Annotated in this window: 18 protein-coding genes and 1 riboswitch; of the genes, 13 read left to right on the forward strand and 5 right to left on the reverse strand. The window is 71.8% G+C overall.

Translation table 11 applies throughout. From position 1 onward, the window contains the following. Positions 1-70: 70 nt before the first annotated feature. Together ACIQVL_RS24875 and ACIQVL_RS24880 are read right to left on the reverse strand one after the other, a co-directional pair. On the reverse strand, positions 71-757 hold the full coding sequence (locus ACIQVL_RS24875) for a DUF5995 family protein (protein WP_403429699.1): 687 nt from the start codon (positions 755-757) through the stop codon (positions 71-73). Between the two features lie 88 nt (positions 758-845). After that, positions 846-2,225, reverse strand: a complete 1,380-nt coding sequence (locus ACIQVL_RS24880; protein ID WP_403476375.1) for a uracil-xanthine permease family protein — start codon at positions 2,223-2,225, stop codon at positions 846-848. 132 nt (positions 2,226-2,357) lie between these two features. On the opposite strand from ACIQVL_RS24880, the gene ACIQVL_RS24885 reads away from it, so the two are divergent. After that, complete coding sequence (locus ACIQVL_RS24885) at positions 2,358-3,617, forward strand: alginate lyase family protein (RefSeq protein WP_403476376.1); 1,260 nt, start codon at positions 2,358-2,360, stop codon at positions 3,615-3,617. 86 nt (positions 3,618-3,703) lie between these two features. Then, positions 3,704-4,162, forward strand: a complete 459-nt coding sequence (locus ACIQVL_RS24890; RefSeq protein WP_403476377.1) for an acyl-CoA thioesterase — start codon at positions 3,704-3,706, stop codon at positions 4,160-4,162. Here ACIQVL_RS24890 and ACIQVL_RS24895 read toward each other — a convergent pair. Next, positions 4,122-5,336 carry an MFS transporter gene (locus tag ACIQVL_RS24895; RefSeq protein WP_403476378.1) on the reverse strand — a complete coding sequence of 405 codons (1,215 nt, stop codon included), beginning with the start codon at positions 5,334-5,336 and terminating at the stop codon, positions 4,122-4,124. The genes ACIQVL_RS24890 and ACIQVL_RS24895 overlap by 41 nt on opposite strands. Before the next feature lie 132 nt (positions 5,337-5,468). Here ACIQVL_RS24895 and ACIQVL_RS24900 point away from each other — a divergent pair, with 132 nt between their 5' ends. From ACIQVL_RS24900 to ACIQVL_RS24945, 10 genes are all read left to right on the forward strand, one after another. Further along, positions 5,469-6,740, forward strand: coding sequence for an ROK family transcriptional regulator (locus ACIQVL_RS24900; RefSeq protein ID WP_403429707.1), 1,272 nt, complete (start codon positions 5,469-5,471; stop codon positions 6,738-6,740). Between the two features lie 274 nt (positions 6,741-7,014). Then, a riboswitch (FMN riboswitch) is annotated at positions 7,015-7,145 on the forward strand. Between the two features lie 156 nt (positions 7,146-7,301). Then, a complete protein-coding gene (locus tag ACIQVL_RS24905; RefSeq protein WP_403429709.1) occupies positions 7,302-7,922 on the forward strand; it encodes a riboflavin synthase in 621 nt (206 codons plus the stop codon). Further along, positions 7,919-8,560, forward strand: a complete 642-nt coding sequence (locus ACIQVL_RS24910) for a nicotinamide riboside transporter PnuC (protein ID WP_403429710.1) — start codon at positions 7,919-7,921, stop codon at positions 8,558-8,560. Before ACIQVL_RS24905 ends, ACIQVL_RS24910 begins: the two co-directional genes overlap by 4 nt. Then, positions 8,557-9,849: a bifunctional 3,4-dihydroxy-2-butanone-4-phosphate synthase/GTP cyclohydrolase II gene (locus ACIQVL_RS24915; protein WP_403429712.1), complete on the forward strand. Its 1,293-nt coding sequence runs from the start codon at positions 8,557-8,559 to the stop codon at positions 9,847-9,849. Before ACIQVL_RS24910 ends, ACIQVL_RS24915 begins: the two co-directional genes overlap by 4 nt. Before the next feature lie 49 nt (positions 9,850-9,898). Then, positions 9,899-10,384 carry a 6,7-dimethyl-8-ribityllumazine synthase gene (gene ribH, locus ACIQVL_RS24920; RefSeq protein ID WP_403429714.1) on the forward strand — a complete coding sequence of 162 codons (486 nt, stop codon included), beginning with the start codon at positions 9,899-9,901 and terminating at the stop codon, positions 10,382-10,384. Positions 10,385-10,418: 34 nt separating this feature from the next. Then, a complete protein-coding gene (locus tag ACIQVL_RS24925) occupies positions 10,419-10,691 on the forward strand; it encodes a phosphoribosyl-ATP diphosphatase (protein ID WP_030946750.1) in 273 nt (90 codons plus the stop codon). A gap of 55 nt (positions 10,692-10,746) precedes the next feature. Further along, positions 10,747-11,595: an ATP phosphoribosyltransferase gene (hisG, locus tag ACIQVL_RS24930; RefSeq protein ID WP_403429716.1), complete on the forward strand. Its 849-nt coding sequence runs from the start codon at positions 10,747-10,749 to the stop codon at positions 11,593-11,595. A 13-nt stretch (positions 11,596-11,608) separates the two neighbouring features. Further along, positions 11,609-12,064, forward strand: a complete 456-nt coding sequence (locus ACIQVL_RS24935) for a PH domain-containing protein (protein ID WP_403429717.1) — start codon at positions 11,609-11,611, stop codon at positions 12,062-12,064. Between the two features lie 256 nt (positions 12,065-12,320). Further along, positions 12,321-13,649 (forward strand): hemolysin family protein, encoded by a 1,329-nt coding sequence (locus tag ACIQVL_RS24940; protein WP_403429719.1) that lies wholly within the window; start codon positions 12,321-12,323, stop codon positions 13,647-13,649. Beyond that, positions 13,646-14,734: a hemolysin family protein gene (locus ACIQVL_RS24945; RefSeq protein ID WP_403429721.1), complete on the forward strand. Its 1,089-nt coding sequence runs from the start codon at positions 13,646-13,648 to the stop codon at positions 14,732-14,734. The genes ACIQVL_RS24940 and ACIQVL_RS24945 overlap by 4 nt, the downstream gene beginning before the upstream one ends. Positions 14,735-14,930: 196 nt before the next feature. Here ACIQVL_RS24945 and ACIQVL_RS24950 read toward each other — a convergent pair whose 3' ends face one another. Both ACIQVL_RS24950 and ACIQVL_RS24955 read right to left on the reverse strand, forming a co-directional pair. Next, entirely contained in the window at positions 14,931-16,793 is a 1,863-nt protein-coding gene (locus ACIQVL_RS24950; protein ID WP_403429723.1) for an AAA family ATPase, read from the reverse strand. Between the two features lie 430 nt (positions 16,794-17,223). Further along, positions 17,224-17,844, reverse strand: a complete 621-nt coding sequence (locus ACIQVL_RS24955; protein WP_403429821.1) for a uridine kinase — start codon at positions 17,842-17,844, stop codon at positions 17,224-17,226. Positions 17,845-18,085: 241 nt separating this feature from the next. Between ACIQVL_RS24955 and ACIQVL_RS24960 the strand changes: the two genes are divergently transcribed. Then, positions 18,086-19,036, forward strand: coding sequence for a hypothetical protein (locus ACIQVL_RS24960; RefSeq protein ID WP_403429823.1), 951 nt, complete (start codon positions 18,086-18,088; stop codon positions 19,034-19,036). Positions 19,037-19,088: the final 52 nt, after the last annotated feature.

The raw sequence follows: 19,088 nt of genomic DNA on the forward strand, positions 1-19,088 counted from the left end.
CCTGCCGTCAACGTACGGGGGAGGTCCGGGGATTCCGGGGCGGACGCACGGCCGGGCGGATCAGGCCACCTCAGTCGCACAGCGGCGTGAGCAGCATCCGGCCCGCCAGGCCCACGGCCGCGTCCAGCCGCTCGGTGAACTCCTCGGCCAGATCCTCGACTCCGCGCAGCGCCCACAGCGCCCGTGCCGCCGCCCAGGTCGCGTCCCGGGCCCGCTCCAGGCTCCAGGAACCGAGCAGATGGGTCAGCGGGTCGGCGATCTGGAGCAGGTCGGGACCCGGCATCAGGTCCTCGCGGACGCGCTCCTCCAGCGAGACGAGCAGGTCGCCGACGCGGTCGAACTCGTCCTCCAGGTCGGCCGGTTCACAGCGCAGCGCGTGGCAGGCGTCGACGACGGCCACCGCCAGGTCGTGCCCGATGTGCGCGTTGATGCCGGCCAGCGCGAACTGCAGCGGGCGGACCCCGGGATGGCGGCGGAACTGGAACAACGGCCGCCAGCAGGCCGGGGGTCGGCGGCCCGCCGCCTCCGCGTCCACGGCGGCCAGGTAGCGCTCGGCGAACCGTACGTCCAGGGTTGCCGCGGCCCGGGGGTCCGCGAACCGGCCCGCGTCCAAGCGCCGTTCGACCTCCTCCGTGACGGTGAGGTAGACACGGTTGAAGACCGCGATCCCGTCCCGTTCGGGCAGGGTCGTGTCCAGGGCGCGCATCCGGGCGACGACGGAGCCGACCGGGGCGGTGAGGTGGTGCAACTGCGCCATGGGGGAAGGGTCCCAGTTCCGGCCCGGCGCGCGTGCCGACGGGCCCGGCGCTTCCCCGGAACGGGGGAACGGGCCCGCCGGGCGGCGCCTACGGCCGGGTGTCGTCGTAGGAACTGGTGCCCTCGTCGAGGAGCGGCTCGGCTCCCTTGAGGTGGGCCGGGGCCAGGGCGCGCAGGACGTGGTAGCCGACGATGACCACCAGGGTGCCGAGGGCGATGCCGCTGAGGGAGAAGGTGTCGGTGAACCTCATGCTGACGTTGCCGACGCCGATGATGATGCCGGCCGCCGCCGGGACCAGGTTCAGCGGATTGCGCAGATCGACCTTGGCGTGCAGCCAGATCTGGGCGCCGAGCAGGCCGATCATGCCGTAGAGGATGACCGTGATGCCGCCGAGGACCCCGCCCGGGATCGCGGCCACGATCGCGCCGAACTTGGGGCAGACGCCGAAGAGCAGCGCGAAGCCGGCGGCGGCCCAGTAGGCGGCGGTGGAGTAGACGCGGGTCGCGGCCATCACGCCGATGTTCTCGGAGTAGGTGGTGTTGGGCGGGCCGCCCACGGCGGTGGAGAGCATCGAGGCGACGCCGTCGGCGGAGATCGCCGTGCCGAGCCTGTCGTCGAGCGGGTCGCCGGTCATCTCGCCGACCGCCTTGACGTGCCCGGTGTTCTCGGCGACCAGGGCGATGACGACGGGCAGGGCGACGAGGATCGCGGACCACTGGAAGGACGGGCCGTGGAAGGACGGCAGCCCGATCCAGTCGGCCTTGCCGACACCGGAGAGGTCCAGGCGCCAGTGGTCGGTGACCTTGCCGCTCGGGCCCGTGGAGTGGATCCGGCCGAAGATCCGGTCGAGGGCCCAGGAGAGGGCGTACCCGAAGACCAGGCCGAGGAAGATCGCGATGCGTGACCAGAAACCACGCAGACAGACGACGGCCAGACCGGTGAACGCCATCACCAGCAGGGCGGTCCACTGGTCCTGCGGCCAGTAGGTGGAGGCGGTGACCGGCGCGAGGTTGAAGCCGATCAGCATCACGACCGCGCCGGTGACGATCGGCGGCATCGCGGCGTGGATGATCCGGGCACCGAAGCGCTGGACGGCCAGCCCGATCAGGAACAGCACGGCGCCGACCACGAAGACCGCGCCGGTCACCGTGGCGCTGGTGCCGCCCTGTGCGCGGATGACGGCGGCGACCCCGACGAAGGACAGCGAACAGCCCAGGTAGCTGGGCACCCGGCCGCGTGTCGCCAGCAGGAAGAGCACGGTCGCGACGCCGGACATCATGATCGCGAGGTTGGGGTTCAGGCCCATCAGAACCGGAGCGACAAAGGACGCGCCGAACATGGCGACCACGTGCTGGGCGCCGAGCCCGACCGTCCGCGGCCAGGAGAGCCGTTCGTCGGGGCGTACCACCGCTCCGGGCGCGGGCGTGCGCCCGTCGCCGTGCAGTTTCCAGCGCACGCCGAGATCCATGGTGGGCTTCGCTTTCCTTGTACGTGAATACGGTCCGCACCATTGTCACGGCTACCACGCGGTTCTACGCTCGCACGGTCCTACTCATGAACTGAGTTCATATATCTGATTTCAGGTTGATCGGAGTACTCGATGAGTGGAAGATCCCGCGCGGCCGTACTGCTGACCACCCTGGTGGCGTTCGGAGCGGTCCTCGTCCCCTCCGCGCACGCCGCGGCCAAGGCCCCGGACACCGCCGTCCTCGACGGCGCCCGGCTCCAGCACACCAGGGCCGAACTGCGCGACGGCGACCCGCGGCTGCGGCACGCCCTGCACGACCTGACCACCCGCGCCGACACCTGGCTGGACCAGGGCCCCTGGACCGTCGTCGACAAGCCCAGGCCCGCCCCGGGCGGCGACGTCCACGACTACCTCAGCCAGGCCCCCTACTGGTGGCCCACCACCACCCCCACCGCCGACAACCCCTGGGGCTGCCCCTACGTCCAGCGTGACGGGCAGCGCAATCCCGAGGTCGACAGCGGCACCGACCGCCAGGACGTCGAGAAGGTCTTCGACTCGACGTACGACCTCTCCCTGGCCTGGTACTACACCGGCAGGCGGGAGTACGCCGAGAAGGCCGGACAGGTCCTGCGCACCTGGTTCCTCGACCCGGCGACCCGGATGAACCCGAACCTGAACCACGCCCAGTTCATCCCGTGCAGGTACGACGGCCGGGCCATCGGCATCATCGACTTCTCCCAGTCGTACACGAGCGTGGTCGACGCGCTGGCGATCCTCGGCACCGGGGCACCCGGCTGGAGCGCGGGGGACAAGGCGGGGATGCGGAGCTGGAACACCGACTTCCTCGGCTGGCTGAAGAACAGCGCCTTCGGCAAGGAGGAGGGGGCCGCCGCCAACAACCACGGCACCTTCTACGACATGCAGCTCGCCGCCCTCGCCTACGCGACCGGCGACAAGGCGCTGGCCAGGAAGACCGTGCTGGACGCGCGGGCGAAGCGGATAGACCCGCAGGTCGCCGGGGACGGCAGCCAGCCGCAGGAACTGGCCCGCACCAGGAGCTGGCACTACTCCACCTTCGACCTGGTCGCCTACACCCGGCTCGCGGCCATCGGCCGGCACGTCGGCGTGAACCTCTGGAGCTACCGGGGGCCGGACGGGCAGAGCCTGTTCAAGGCCGTGGACTACCTGCTGCCGGCCGCGACCGGAGCGGCCGCCTGGCCCTACCCCGAGCTGGAGTTCCACCGGTACGCGGCGAGCGACGTCGTGCACGCGGCGGCCGACGCGGGCGACAAGACGGCCCGGCAGGCGGTTCGGCGGCTGGAGACACCGCCCGGCGGTGACCTCTGGGCGCTGCGGCCGGCCGCCGAGCAGCTGGACTCCATCGCGGGCTGACCAGCACCTTCCCGACCGGGGCTCCTGAGCGTCCGCTTAGGATGGAGTGTCCCCACCGCTTCGTCCAGTGCCCAGGAGCCCCACCCGTGACCGCCGAAGCCCTGCCCGCCCCCACCCTCTCCCACGGCCGGCTGCTGCCGGTCAGCGTCCACTTCGACGACCTCGACGCACTCGGGATGCTGCACAACGCCCGCTACCCGCTGCTGGTCGAGCGCGCCTGGACCGAGCTGTGGCAGGAGCACGGCATCCGCTTCGACGGCGACTGGGCCGCCGCCGGGGACGCCTGCAACGTGGTCAGGGAACTGCTGATCAGCTACGAGGTGCCGGTCACCAGGTCCGGCACCTACGCCGTCCACCTCTGGCTGGAACGGCTCGGCACCACCGGCCTGACCTACGGCTTCCGCTTCTGCTCGCCGGACGGCGCGACCACCTACGCGCGGGGCACCCGGGTGCTCGTCCGGCTGGACGCGGCCACCCTGCGCCCCGCGCCCTGGAGCGAGGCGTTCAGGGCCGTGGGCCGGGAACTGCTGCGGCCTCGGGGCTGACCTCCGTACGGGAGCCCCGCGTCCCGGCCCGCAGCACGCCCGCGAACACCACAAGACCCAGGGTCAGCGCCGTCACCACGCAGAACGAGACCACCAGACTGGTCGCCTGGGCGATACCGCCGATCAGACTGGGCGCGACCAGGCCCGAGGTGTAGGTGATCGTCGCCACGCCCGCGATGGCCTGGCTCGGGTTCGGCCCGGCGTGTCCGGCCGCCGCGAAGCACAGCGGTACGACGACCGCGATGCCGAGGCCCATCAGCGCGAACCCGGTCATCGCCACCGCCGGCTGCCCGGCGAGGACCACCAGCAGCCCGCCGATCGCGGAGAGCACACCCCCGGCGCGCACGGTACGGACCGCGCCGAAACGGTTGACCACCGCGTCCCCGCTGATCCGGGCCACCGCCATGGCCAGCATGAACCCGGTGGTGGTGGCCGCCGCCAGCCCGGCCGAGCTGTCCATCCGGTCCCGCAGGAACACCGCCGACCAGTCCAGGCTCGCCCCCTCCGCGAACACCGCGCAGAAGCCCACCGTGCCGATGAGCAGCGCCGACCGGGGCGGCAGTGTGAACCGCGGCGGTGGCTCCTCGTCCTCGCCGGGCCTGACGTCCAGGACGAAGCCGGCCGCCAGCACGCCCAGCACGGTGAGAACGGCCGAGGCCAGGGCGAAGTGCACGCGCGCGTCCGTGCCCAGATGCGCGGCGACGGTGCCGGCCGCCGAGCCGACCAGGGTGCCCGCGCTCCACATGCCGTGCAGCCCCGACATGATCGACCTGTCGAGCACCCGCTCGATCTCCACGCCGAGCGCGTTCATCACCACGTCCGCCATGCCGGCGCTCGCGCCGTACACGAACATCGCCAGGCACAGCAGGTACAGGTTGGTGGCGAGCGACGGCAGGATCAGTGCCAGCGTCCACATCGCGATCAGCCCGCGCAGTGCGTTGCGGCTGCCGAAGCGGTGGCTGATCCGCCCCGCCAGCGGCATCGAGCACGAGGCGCCGAACGCCGTGAACGCGAGCGCGAAGCCCAACTGCCCGGCGCTGAGCGAGGCATGGTCCTGGACCCATGGCACCCGGGTCGCGAACGAGCCGGTGACGGCACCGTGCACGGTGAACACGGCCGCGACGGCGTATCGCGCCCGTTTCACCCCGTGCCGCTCGTAACCCACGTCTTTCATGGTCCTGCCCCTCCCCGGGTGGGTGCCGCCCCGCTGGCCTCGCTGCCCGCCGTAAACTATCAGGGACCCTGCCTGATAGATAGGGCGTCATGTGGCCGTCCTGGGCCGCAGGGATCTGGGAGGATGCCCGTCATGCCCGCATCACCGAGCACCGCCCGGGCCATCAACGACCGGCTCGCGCTGAGCCTGCTCCAGCAGGAAGGCCCGCTGACGGCAGGGCAGTTGAAGCAGCTGACCGGACTGTCCCGGCCGACCGTCGCCGACCTCGTCGAACGACTCACCGCGTCCGGCCTGATCGCGGTGGTCGGCGAGTCGGGCGAGCAGCGCCGGGGGCCGAACGCCCGGCTGTACGGCATCGTGGCCGACCGGGCGTACCTGGCCGCCCTCGACGTACGCACCGAGAGCGTCTCGGTCCTGGTCTCCGACCTGGTGGGGCGGGTGCTGGCGGAAGGGTCGGTCCCGGTCGCCCCGGAGGAGGGGGAGGCCGCGGCCGTGGAGCAGGCGGTGGAGCTGGTGGAGCGCGCGGCCAAGGAGGCGGGGACGTCCGGGGACGCGGGGCGACTGCACACCGTGGGCATCGGGGCGCCCGGCCTCGTCGACCCGGCCACCGGTGAACTCCGCGACTCGGCCGGCCTGCCCGCCTGGCACCGCAGGCTCGTCGCCGCCCTCCAGGAGCGGTTCCCGCAGGCCCGGGTCGGCGTCGAGAACGAGACCAACCTGGCGGCCCTCGCCGAACAGCGGGAGGGCGCGGCCCGGGACCGCGACACCTTCGTCCTGCTCTGGCTGGGCAACAGCTGCGGCGCCGCCGTCGTCCTGGACGGCAGCCTGCGCCGGGGCGCCTCCGGCGGCACGGGCGAGATCGGCTTCCTGCCGGTACCGGGCACGACCGGACTGCCGACGGCGACGGACTGCTCAGGGGGTTACCACTCCCTGGTGGGAGCGGCGGCGATCGTGGAACTGGCGCGTGAGTACGGCGTGGGGCCGGGGGAGCTGTCCGCCGACCGTGTGGTCGAGGAGGCGGTGGGCCTTTCGGCGGGCGGCGCCCCGGACGCGCCCCAAAGGGGCGCGGGGAACTGCGCGACCAGCCACGACGGCGCCGCGCCCGCCCCTCGACCGGACCCGGCACACGCCCGTTTCCTCGATGCCCTCGCCGACCGCATCGCCCTCGGCGTCGCCGCCGTCGTCGCCGTCCTGGACCCCGGCTGCGTGGTCCTCGGCGGCGAGATCGGCCCCGCCGGCGGCGCGACGCTCGCCACGCGCGTCGAGGCGCGGCTCCGCCGCATGTCCCCGCTGGCCACCGAAGTGCGCGCCGGCATGCTGGGCGGCGCGGCCGTCCTGCGCGGCGCCCTGCTCACCGCCCGCGAGCGCGCCCAGGACGAACTCTTTGCGGCACCCGACCGCTGACCCCGCGCCGCCTGCCGGAACGGGCAGCCCGGATTGGGCGGGCCCGGCGACGGGCAAGGGCCGTCGTCACCGCCACCGGGTCCGCTCGAACCCTAAAAGGACTAGACCAGTGGGGTCAATAGATGTGAACAACGGTCAAGAGTCCTGGTCCGGGCGCCGGTTGGGCACACGACGGTCCGTCTGGGAAGTCCAGCGGCACGCGCTGTGAGGCACCCCACACGGTTCCCCTGTATGGACCACGATCGGGCGTGGCACACTGGCCGTGTACCAGAAGCAGCGCACTCCGGGGTCGGTGAAAGTCCGAACCGGCGGTTACAGTCCGCGACCCGTCCGCTTCCAGCGGCCGGTTGACCAGGTGAAATTCCTGGACCGACGGTTAAAGTCCGGATGGGAGGCAGTGCGCGGCGGGCGAGCATGTACGTGTGCGCGCCGCCGTATCTGGTCTCGCCCCTCGTGGGCGGGGCCTTTTCGGCGTCGCTCTCGGTGTGATCGTCCGTCCATTCTGTCGTCCGTCGACAGGCCCCGGAGTCCGTGCCCCGTTGAGGCAGGAGGACCCGGGAAGTGTTCACCGGAATCGTCGAAGAGCTGGGTGAGATCACCGCCGTCGAGAACCTCGGCGACGCGTCCCGTTTCCGGCTCCGTGGCCCCGTAGTGACCGAGGGCGCGCAGCACGGCGACTCCATCGCCGTGAACGGCGTCTGTCTGACCGTCGTGGAGCACGAGGGCGACGAGTTCACCGCCGACGTCATGGCGGAGACCCTCAAGCGATCCTCCCTCGGCGCCCTGGACGTCGGCTCCCGCGTCAACCTGGAGCGCCCCACCGCGGTCGGCTCCCGCCTCGGCGGCCATATCGTGCAGGGCCACGTCGACGGCACCGGCCAGGTCCTGGCCCGCACCCCCTCCGAGCACTGGGAGATCGTCAAGGTCTCCCTCCCGGCCGACCTCGCCCGCTACGTCGTCGAGAAGGGCTCGATCACGGTCGACGGCATCAGCCTCACCGTCGTCGAGGCCGGCTCCGACTACTTCACGGTCAGCCTGATCCCGACCACCCTCGACCTCACCACCCTCGGCCACAAGCAGCCCGGCGACCCGGTCAACCTGGAGGTCGACGTCGTCGCCAAGTACGTGGAGCGCCTGCTCGCGAACACGCGGCCCGCCGACACGCAGGGAGCGGACCGGTGAACTGGCTGAACTCCGAGGCCTTCACCCTCCTCGGCCAGCACATCATCTGGTCCGACATGATCGGCAACATCCTCGGCCTGATCACCCTCGCCCTCGGCTGGCGCCGCTCGCTGCTCACCTGGCCGGTGCAGTTCCTCTCCGGCCTGGTCCTGTTCAGCGCGTTCTACGGCCATCTGGCCGGCAGCGCGGGCAAGCAGGTCGTCGTCATGGTGGTCGCCCTGTACGGCTGGTGGCAGTGGAACCGCAACAAGGGCGAGTCCGGTGACGGCCACATCGTCCCGCGCTTCGCCAGCTGGCAGGAGCGCGGCGCCATGGTCGCCGCCGCGGCCGTCGGCACCGTCGCCGTCGCCCTGCTCTTCAAGGCCTACCCGTCCCTGTCCTGGGACCCCTGGCCGGACGCCTACATCTTCGTCGGCACCGTCGTCGCCATGTACGCCCAGGCGCGCGGCATGGTCGAGTTCTGGATCGCCTGGCTCCTGGTCGACGCGGTCGGCGTCCCCCTCAACTTCACCAACGGCTACGCCTTCTCCGGCTTCGTCTACGTCATCTACGGCGCGCTCGTCCTGTGGGGCCTGCGCGACTGGTGGCTGCGCTCCCGCCAGGGCACGCGGCCCGCTCTGGAAGGAGCACCCGCATGACTGCGGCACCCATCCTCTACAGCACCGAAGGCGCCGAGGACCTCACGCTCGACCCGGTCGAGCAGGCCATCGCCGACATCGCGGCCGGCCGCCCGATCGTGGTCGTCGACGACGAGGACCGCGAGAACGAGGGCGACCTCGTCATCGCCGCCGAGAAGATCACCCCCGAGATCGTCGCCTTCATGATGAGCGAGTGCCGCGGCCTGATCTGCGCCCCCATGGAGGGCGAGGAACTGGACCGGCTCGAACTGCCGCAGATGGTCGGCGACAACACCGAGTCCATGAAGACCGCGTTCACCGTCTCCGTGGACGCCTCCGCCGCACACGGCGTCACCACCGGCATCTCGGCCGCCGACCGCGCCACCACGCTCCGGCTGCTGGCGAGCGGCGCCGCCGAACCGGCGGACCTCGTCCGCCCCGGCCACATCTTCCCGCTGCGTGCCCGCCCCGGCGGCGTCCTGGTCCGCAACGGCCACACCGAGGCCGCCGTCGACCTCGCCCGTCTCGCGGGCCTGCGCCCGGCCGGCGCCATCGTGGAGATCGCCGGCGAGGACGGCCGGATGCTCCGCCTGCCCGAGCTGATCCCGTTCGCCCGCAAGCACGGCCTGACGATCATCTCCATCGCGGACCTGGTCGCCCACCGCCGGGCCGCCGAACCCACCGTGCGCCGCGAGGCCGAGGTCAACCTGCCCACCAAGCACGGCACCTTCACCGCCTACGGCTACCGCTCCACCACCGACGGCGTCGAGCACGTCGCCCTCGTCCACGGCGAGATCGGCGACGGCGAGGACGTCCTGGTCCGCGTCCACTCCGAGTGCCTCACCGGGGACGTCTTCGGCTCCGCCCGCTGCGACTGCGGCCCCCAGCTCGACGCCGCCCTGGACCGCATCCAGGAGGAGGGCCGGGGCGTCGTCGTCTACCTCCGCGGCCACGAGGGGCGCGGCATCGGCCTGCTGTCCAAGCTGCGCGCCTACGAGCTCCAGGAGCGCGGCCGCGACACCCTCGACGCCAACCTCGAACTCGGCCTGCCCGCCGACGCCCGCGACTACGGCGCCGGTGCCCAGATCCTGGCCGACCTCGGGGTGCGCAGCGTCCGCCTGATGACCAACAACCCCGACAAGAGCGACGCGCTGCTGAGCCACGGCCTCAAGCTCAGCGGACGCGAGCCGATGCCCGTACAGGCGGGCGAGCACAATCTCCGGTACCTGCGCACCAAGCGGGACCGGATGGGCCACGACCTGCCCTGGCTGGACACGCCCCCGGCGCTGTCCACCTGCGGCAACCAGTAGACCGTGGCCACCAGCGGCCACCAGCAGAGAAACAGCACTGAGGAGAGACGTGAGCGGCAAGGGTGCACCTGAACTGTCCGTACGCAATGTCAGCGACCTGCGGGTCGCGGTCATCGCGTCCCAGTGGCACGAGAAGGTGATGGACGGACTGGTGGACGGCGCCCTGCGCGCCCTGCGCGACCTGGGGATCGACGAGCCGACCCTGCTCCGGGTCCCCGGCACCTGGGAGCTGTCGGTCGCCGCCAAGGTGCTCGCCGGCCGTGGCTACGACGCGGTGGTCGCCCTCGGCGTCGTCATCCGCGGCGGTACCCCGCACTTCGAGTACGTGTGCCAGGGCGTCACCCAGGGCCTCACCCAGGTCGCCGTCGAGACCGGTGTCCCCGTCGGTTTCGGCGTACTCACCTGCGACGACGAGGAGCAGGCGCTGGACCGCGCCGGCCTTCCGGGCTCCAACGAGGACAAGGGCCACGAGGCGGTGACGGCGGCGGTGGCGACGGCGGCCACCCTCCGCTCGGTATCCGAACCCTGGCACTGAGCGACGCGGCGATTGGCGTAGTCTGGCGCTCACCATGTCCAACAAGACTTTCGAGGAGCTCTTCACCGAGCTCCAGCACAAGGCCGCCCACGGGGACCCCGCCACCTCCCGCACCGCCGAGCTGGTCGGCAAGGGGGTCCATGCCATCGGCAAGAAGGTCGTCGAGGAGGCCGCCGAGGTCTGGATGGCCGCCGAGTACGAGGGCAAGGAAGCGGCCGCCGAGGAGATCTCGCAGCTGCTCTACCACGTCCAGGTGATGATGGTCGCCCGCGGCATCTCGCTGGACGACGTCTACGCCCACCTGTAGAACTTTTTCCGACAAACCCGCCCATTCGGGCATTCGAGCAAAGGAAGCCGACCTCATGCTGCGCATCGCCGTCCCCAACAAGGGTTCCCTCTCAGGCCCTGCGGCGGACATGCTGCATGAGGCCGGCTACCGGCAGCGGCGGGAGTCCAAGGAACTGCGCATCGTCGACCCGGTCAACGACGTCGAGTTCTTCTACCTCCGCCCCCGTGACATCGCGATCTACGTCTCCTCGGGCCGCCTCGACATCGGCATCACCGGACGTGACCTGCTCGTGGACTCCGGCGCCAACGCCGAGGAGATCCTGCCGCTCGGCTTCGCCCGCTCCACCTTCCGCTTCGCCGCCAAGCCCGGCGAGGCGACCGGCCTCGCGGACCTCAAGGGCAAGACGGTCGCCACCTCCTACGAGGGCATCGTCGCCAGGCACCTCTCCGACAGCGGCGTCGACGCCTCCGTCGTCCACCTGGACGGCGCCGTCGAGACCGCCATCGAGCTGGGCGTCGCCGAGGTCATCGCCGACGTCGTCGAGACCGGCACCAGCCTGCGCAACGCCGGCCTGGAGGTCTTCGGCGAGCCGATCATGAAGTCCGAGGCGATCGTGATCCGCCGCACCGGCGCCGACGCCGAGGAACCCAAGGTCCAGCAGTTCCTGCGCCGCCTCCAGGGCGTCCTGGTCGCCCGGACGTACGTGATGATGGACTACGACTGCCGGGTCGAGCAGCTGGAGAAGGCCGTCGCCCTCACCCCCGGCCTGGAGTCGCCGACCGTCTCCCCGCTGCACAACGAGGGCTGGGTCGCCGTCCGTGCCATGGTCCCCACCAAGGACGCCCAGCGGATCATGGACGACCTGTACGACATCGGCGCCCGCGCCATCCTGACCACGGCGATCCACGCCTGCCGCCTCTGAGGCCCCGCGCGCGATGTCCGATCTTCCCTCGCTGCCCGTCACCTTCCGGCCGGGCCTCACCCGCGTGATCCTGCTCACCGCGGGTCTCGCGATCTTCGCCACCATCTCCGCGGTCGCGCTGCTCCTGGAGCAGCTCGGCCCGGGGGAGAAGCTCAGCTTCGTCGCCACCGGCGCGCTGATCTTCTGGGTGCTGGCCCAGCTGGCCCGGGTGAAGGTGGTCGCCGACGAGTCCGGGGTCACCGTCGTCAACGTCGCCGGCAAGCGGCACCTGGCGTGGGCGGAGATCGTCCAGGTGAACCTCCGCCCGGGTGACCCGTGGGTGTTCCTCAACCTCAGCGACGGCACCAGCCTGCCCGCGCTCGGCATCCAGCCGGGCATCGCCAAACAGCACGCCATCGCCGACGCCACGGCCCTGCGCGCCCTCGTCGAGGCCCACACGAGCCACGACCCCGAACAGCATCAGGGCTGAAATCACGCAACTTCGGGGGCGTCTCCGGGCCGTCGCCCCTGCCGCACCGGGCCCTGTCTTGATTAATCTGTTGGCGGAGGCTTTTCACGTCCCGTCTCCACCCCTGTCGCGCGCCCCGCGCACAGGGGTTCCTGCTAACCGAGGAGTGACCCTCTCCGGCGATGGACGGATCGTCCTGTAGTACCTGCGCCGCCCCCTCCCGACATACCGTGGACCGCCTTCCCGCAGTCCACGAGGCTTCGGAGGCGGCGGCATCATGACCACCCCCCTGCTGCTCCTGGCAGCCGCGTTCCTGCTCATCCTCGCCAACGGCTTCTTCGTCGCCGCCGAGTTCGGCCTGGTGACCGTGGAGCGGCCCGAGGCCGAGAAGGCCGCCGCCGACGGCGACAAGCGCGCCCGTACGGTTGTCGAGTCGCTGAAGGAGCTCTCCTTCCAGCTCTCCGGCACCCAGCTCGGCATCACCATCACCTCCCTCGTCGTCGGCATGCTCGCCGAACCGGCACTGGCCGAGCTGCTGCGCGGCCCGCTGACCGCGATCGGCCTGCCCGACGGCGCGGTCTCCGGCATCGCCGTCGTGGTGGGCATGCTGCTCGCCTCGGCGATCCAGATGGTGATCGGCGAACTCGTACCCAAGAACTGGGCTGTCTCCAAGCCCCTCCAGGTCGCGCGGGTCGTGGCCGGCCCGCAGGCCCGCTTCTCCCGCCTGTTCCGCCCGGTCATCGCCGCGCTGAACACGGTCGCCAACCGGCTCGTCCGCGCCCTCGGCGTCGAGCCCACCGAGGAACTGGCCTCCGCCCGCACCCCCGGCGAGCTGGTCTCCCTGGCCCGGCACTCGGCCCAGGCCGGCGCGCTGGAACAGGACACGGCCGACCTGTTCGTCCGCACCCTGTCCCTGGGCGAGCTGACCGCCCAGCACGTCATGACCCCCCGGGTGAAGGTCAGCGCCCTCCAGGACACGGCGACCACCGAGGACGTCGTCAACCTCACCCGGGCCACCGGCCTGTCCCGCTTCCCCGTCTACCGGGAGAAGATCGACGAGATCGTCGGCATGGCCCACCTCAAGGACGCGCTGGCGATCCCGGTCCACGACCGGCTGCGCACCCCGGTCGGCCGCATCGCCCGCAAGGCCCTGCTGGTCCCCGAGACCCTGCCGGTCCAGCCCCTCCTCGCCCGGCTCCGCTCCGAGCAGCCCATCGCGGTCGTCGTCGACGAGTACGGCGGTACGGCGGGCGTGGTCACCCTGGAGGACATCGTCGAGGAGCTCGTCGGCGAGGTCCGCGACGAGCACGACAGCCCCGACGCACCGGAACTCGCGTCCGCCCCCTCCCAGGACGGCAAGCCCGCCTGGGACGTCGACGGCAGTGTCCGCGTCGACATCCTCCAGCGGATAGGACTCGACGTGCCCGAGGGCCCGTACGAGACGGTCGCCGGCCTGGTCGCCGACCTGCTGGGCCGGATCCCGGCGCCCGGCGACCGTGCCGAGCTGCCCGGCTGGCGGCTGTCCGTCCGCCGCGTCGGCCACTACCGCGCGGAGCGGGTCCGTCTGGTCCGCACCGCCCCCGCCGTCGCGGAGGCCGCCCGATGAGCGTCCTCCAACTGGTCTTCGCCGGCCTGCTGGTCCTGGCCAACGGTTTCTTCGTCGGCGCCGAGTTCGCCCTCGTCTCCGTCCGCCGCAGCCAGATCGAACCCCTGGGCACCGCCCGCGCCCGCCAGGTCCTCTACGGCCTGGAGCGCCTCCCGCAGATGATGGCCGCCGCCCAGTTCGGCATCACCGTCTGCTCGCTGACGCTGGGCGCGGTGGCCGAACCGACGGTGGCCCACCTGCTGGAGCCGCTGTTCGAGGCGGTGCACCTGCCGGAAGGCGTGATCCACCCCCTGGGCTACGTGATCGCGCTGGCCGGAGTGGTCTTCTTCCACCTGGTCATCGGCGAGATGGTGCCCAAGAACCTGGCGATGGCCGCGCCCGAGAAGGCGGCGCTGTGGCTGAGCCCCGGCCTGGTCGCCTTCGCCCGCGTGTGCCGGCCGATCACCGTCGCGCTCGGCGCCTGCGCCCAGGGCATCCTCAAGCTGTTCCGGGTCGAGCCGAAGGACGAGGTCGAGGCCGTCGTCACCAGCGAGCAGCTCAACCGGCTCCTGGAGGACTCCGGCCAGGCGGGCCTCCTCGACCCCGAGGAACAGGAACGCCTGGAGGACGCGCTGGAACTGGGCTCCCGCCCGGTGACGGACGTGCTGCTGCGCCGCGAGTCCCTGATCACGGTCCCGCCGTCGGTCACCCCGGGCCAGATCGTCGAGCTCACCGCCCGCACCGGCTACTCCCGCTTCCCGGTGGCGGCCGAGTCCGGGGCCTTCATGGGCTACGTGCACGTGAAGGACGTCCTCGACCTGGAGGACTCGGACCGGGCGGTTCCGCAGCAGATATGGCGCCCGATGACGACCCTGCGGGCCGAGCTGCCGCTCGACGACGCGCTGACCGTGATGCGCCGGGCCGCGACCCACCTCGCGCAGGTCGCCGACGCGAACGGCCGGGTGCTCGGCCTGGCGGCCCTGGAGGACGTCCTTGAGCTGCTGGTCGGCGAGGTGACGGACCCGGCGCACCGGAAACAGCCGACGCCGGCCAGGACGCCGGAGCCGCGTTCGAGTGGGGAGCCGGAGGAGGTCATGGCCGGGTGAGGCCGTAGTCCGGCTGCGGGCGCGTGGGGGCTGGTCGCGCAGTTCCCCGCGCCCCTGAAAACTTAGCTGCGGGCAGTCGTGCCTCCCCCAGTGCCTTAAGGGCCTGGGAGGTGCCCCCAGGCGGCACGGGTGGGCGCGGCGGCACCCGGTCAGCGCCGGTAAGCGTCCCCACCCCCCGGCCCCACCCCACCCGCACCTACATCCCGGCCGCCGGATCCTGCGGCCCCCGACCCGACAGCACCTCTCCGTACGCCTGCATCAGGTCCGGGAGCCGCAGCGTCGCCAGGTCGTCCCGCGACAGCATCCCCGGATACGCCGACAACCGCAGGTCCCGGTACGCACAGCTCTTCTCGTACAGCGTCCGCAGGAACCGCCCGTTGCCCAGTTCGTCGATCCAGCCCTGGTCCACCACGTGCCCGGCGATCGACCGCAGCTCGTCCAGCGCCTCCTCGTCCCACGCGTCCCCGTTCTCGGCGGCCAGCACCTCGCCGATCGACGTCAGTTCGAGGGGCCGGTAGGAGGGGAAGTCGACCCGCGTGGTGAAGCGCGAGGAGAGCCCGGGGTTCGCGGCCAGCAGGCGGTCCATGCCCTCCGGGTAGCCGGCCAGGATCACCACCAGGTGGTCGCGGTTGTCCTCGGCCCGCTTCAGCAGCACCTGCAGCGCCTCGTCGCCGTACGCGTCCCCCTTGCCGTAACCGGAGTTGGACAGGGAGTAGGCCTCGTCGACGAAGAGTACGCCGCCGATCGCGGAGTCGATCAGTTCGTTCGCCTTCACGGCGGTCTGGCCGAGGTACTCGCCGACCAGGTCGGCCCGCTGCGCCTCCACGAGGTGGTCCCCGCCGAGCAGGCCCAGGGCGTAGAAGACCCGGCCGAGGATGCGGGCGACGGTGGTCTTCCCGGTGCCCGACGGCCCGGAGAAGACGAAGTGGCGTTTCGGCGGCTGCACCGGCAGCCCCTGCCCGGCTCGCAACCGGGCCATGTTCAACTGCGCGGACAGCGCCTTGACCTGCCGTTTCACGGGTTCGAGCCCGACCATGCGCTCCAGTTCGGCGAGCGCCTCCTCAAGTAACGCGGGGTCGGTCGGCCCGGCCGGCAGCGGGGGCGACGGCACGACCTTCTCGCGCACGGCGGGGTCGATCACCGACGGCATCGCCCCGGTCGGCGGCTCCGGGTCCCCGAGCCGCAGATCGCGCCCCTCGGTGCCGAAGAGCGGGTCGAGCATGTCCGGGCCGTCCACGACGTCCTGCCCGGCACCGGTGAGGGTGATCGACGCGAAGTCGGCCGTGTCGTCGTACCCGTCGCCCTCGGCTATCGCGGCCAGCCGCGCCGAGGTGTCCATGAAGGCGGGGTCGACGCGGTGCACGGCCCGGTAGAGGGGGAGCGCGGCGGCGCTGCGGCCGGTGCCCTCGTGTGCCCGCGCCAGCCAGTAGCGCAGCTCCTTGCGCTGCGGCTGCTCGCTGCGGCAGCGCATCAGCGCGGCGGAGAGCAGCGGTTCGGCCTGGCCGTACATCTCCAGGCGGACCCGGGCCATGCCGCCGAACAGGCCGGCCTCGATGCCGAGCATGGGATCGTCGTGGAGCGGGTCGGTGTGGCGTACCAGCTGCTCCCAGTCCTTGACCAGGTAGGCCCGACAGGCGTGCAGGAAGCGGACCTGCGGGTCGGCGTCCACCGGCGGGAGCCCGGCGAGGGCCCGGTCGAGCTCCGGGACGTGCCGGCCGTCCAGCCAGTGCGAGGCGTGCGCGAGAAGGAGATCGCGCGGGCTCTCCAGGACCGGCTGCACCCACCAGCCCAGCCAGTACCAGGAGTTCAGGGTGCGGCGATGCCGGCCGCGCTGTTCGCCGAAGCGCTCCCGGTGCCGGAACATCCGCAGCAGCGCGGTCGTCGTGTCCACGCGCAGCGCGTGCAGCCCGAGCCAGGCGTCCGCCATCCCGGGATCCATCCGCACCGCGGCGCGGAACTCCTCCTCCGCCTGCGGATAGGCGCCCATCGTGTAGGCGTCCACGCCTCGCAGCCAGGCGAGGTCGGCCGGGGCCTCGGGGCCCTGCGTGCCGAAATCCATCACGTCCCCCACAAACCGTGCCCCCGTGGTTGGCCCCCGGGCTCCCCCCGATGGCCGCCGTTGGTCGAACCGCTGTGCCGCGGACCGGAGTTGCAGGTGCGCGAAGCAGCCGTTCGAAGGTCGCACCGAGGGCATCGTACCTGCGGTTCCACCGCCTGCCGAAGGGTGCCGCACAGGCCGTTTGGCGAGGTGGGGGCAGACGGGGCGCACACGGATCGGTGACCGAGGGTGAGCGCGGGGACGCGCGCCGCGCACACAAAAGGGGTAAAGGGCAGAACGAAGCCCCCGATCACGGGGGAACAACCGGGGGCTTCGCGTCTGCAGGGCGGCCTCGAACGGCCGCTCATCCAGAACGTAAGTCCTGTACGGCCCCCCGGTCAAGCCGAGTTGAGGTACTCGGGCAACTTCCTGGAGGCGCGTCTTCACAAGTTCAGCACACAGCGGACGGTCCGTCACGGTGGGTGATGAACTGGTCCGGTCCAAGTGTTTCCGCAGGCCCCGGCAGTACCTCATATCCCTTATGTGACTGTGTCACCAGCAGGTCGGCGTACGGCCTTGAGGGGTCTTCGCAGAAGTGTTCGCGTTCCGCCGCGACCCACCGGGCCCAGAAGTCCCGTTGTTCCGCGCCGTCCCGCGCCCTGCCCCGCGTCCAGGCCTCCTCGTGCGGCAGCTCCATCCACAGCAGCCCCGCCAGGAAGGGGCGCAGTGCCCGGCGGCCGGCGCCGACGCCCTCGACGAGGATCACTGGGGCCGGCTCCAGCGGGCGGGGCGGGCCGAAGCGGCGGGTGTGCCAGTCGTAGGGGGAGTACTGCGCCGTCCGGCCCTGCCCGAGCGGCTCGATCACCTGGGTCAGCAGCCGGCCGGTCCAGGCGAACAACTCCTCGTGGCTGGCGATGTCGTCGAGGTGCAGCACCGGCGCCCCGTCCAGGGCCGTGGCGAGCCGGCCGGTGAACGTGGTCTTGCCGGACCCGGCGTGTCCGTCGACGCCGACGAGGCGGACCGGGCCGCAGGAGGGGGGCAGGGCCCGGAGTGCGGAGGCGAGCTGGTGAATGGCCGTTCCCGAGGTGTGCTGCGGGTGGGGTGTTTTCCGGAAACATTCTAGTAGTGCGGCGCATAGCGGGTGTTTACGGCCCCGCGAAAGTATCGGCTTGAACCAGTTTCGAGCCGTTCTCCACCGTGGCCGCCAATATTTCCGACCGGCTGACCGATATGTCGATCTCGTGCGTTTCCGGTGTGCCCGGCCCTGAGTAAGGTGCCTGGTGCACGCGTCGGACGGGGACGGACAGGGGAAGATGGCCGCGGAGTTATTCGAGGGGCACTACGTATGGCATCCGGCGGCCGACGACCGCTTGCTCGCGAGCGTATGCGTGGACGTGCGCGCCGGAAGATATCTGAGCGCCCGCGAGGCGCTGGCCGAGACGCGTGCCGACTTCGCCCTGCGTGCGCACCGTTCCCTGGTCCTCGCCTCCGAGGCGGCCGGTACCGATCTGGTGGAACGGTGGCTGGCCGAGGAACCGGGTCCCGAGTCCGCGCTGATGTGGGCCCGGGTGGCCGTACAGCGCGCGATCCGGGCGGCCGACGCCCGTGACGAGCGGGCCGAGGCGCTGGAGCGGATCGCCCTCGCCGCCTGCGACCGGGCCAGCGCCACGAACCCCGCCGACCCCACGCCCTGGGCCGCCAAGCTGGCCATGGCCCGGTTGCACCGCCCGCACGACCCGGCCCCGGGCGGCCTGCTGACCTCCCCGTCCGGCCCCTGGCGGCTGTTCGCGCACACCCTCGGCCTCGACCCCTGGCACCGCGAGGCCCACCACCGCTTCCTGTCCTTCTTCTTCACCCGGTACGGCGGCTCGGTCAACGCGGCCTGGGACGTCGCCGCCTTCCTCGCCCAGCGGGCCCCCGCCGACTCCGCGCTGCGGCTGCTGCCGCTGGTCGCGCTGGTGGAGAGCCACAACCCCACCCAGCTGCTCGCCGAGCGGGTCTGGGAACAGCCCCAGTGGCGCAGCACCGCGTTGTCGGTCTACCACAACTGGCTGCCCACGGTCGCCGGATACCGCTTCACCCCGGTGCTCGACCTCGCCTACCTCGCGCACGCGCTGGTCATGGCCCGGTGCGCGTTCGAGGCGCGGGCGGTCTTCACGGCCATGGGGCCGTACGCCTCCCGCATGCCCTGGAGCGTCTTCGGCGAACCGGCCGACCAGCTCTCCCGGGCCCGCCGCGCCTGCGGCCTGCCCATCCCCTCCTAGATTCCGAGAGAAAGGCCGGCACGTGTCAGAAAGCACAGCGGACCCCGTCACG

This window comes from Streptomyces sp. NPDC090499 (genome assembly GCF_044769305.1).
Taxonomy (GTDB): domain Bacteria; phylum Actinomycetota; class Actinomycetes; order Streptomycetales; family Streptomycetaceae; genus Streptomyces.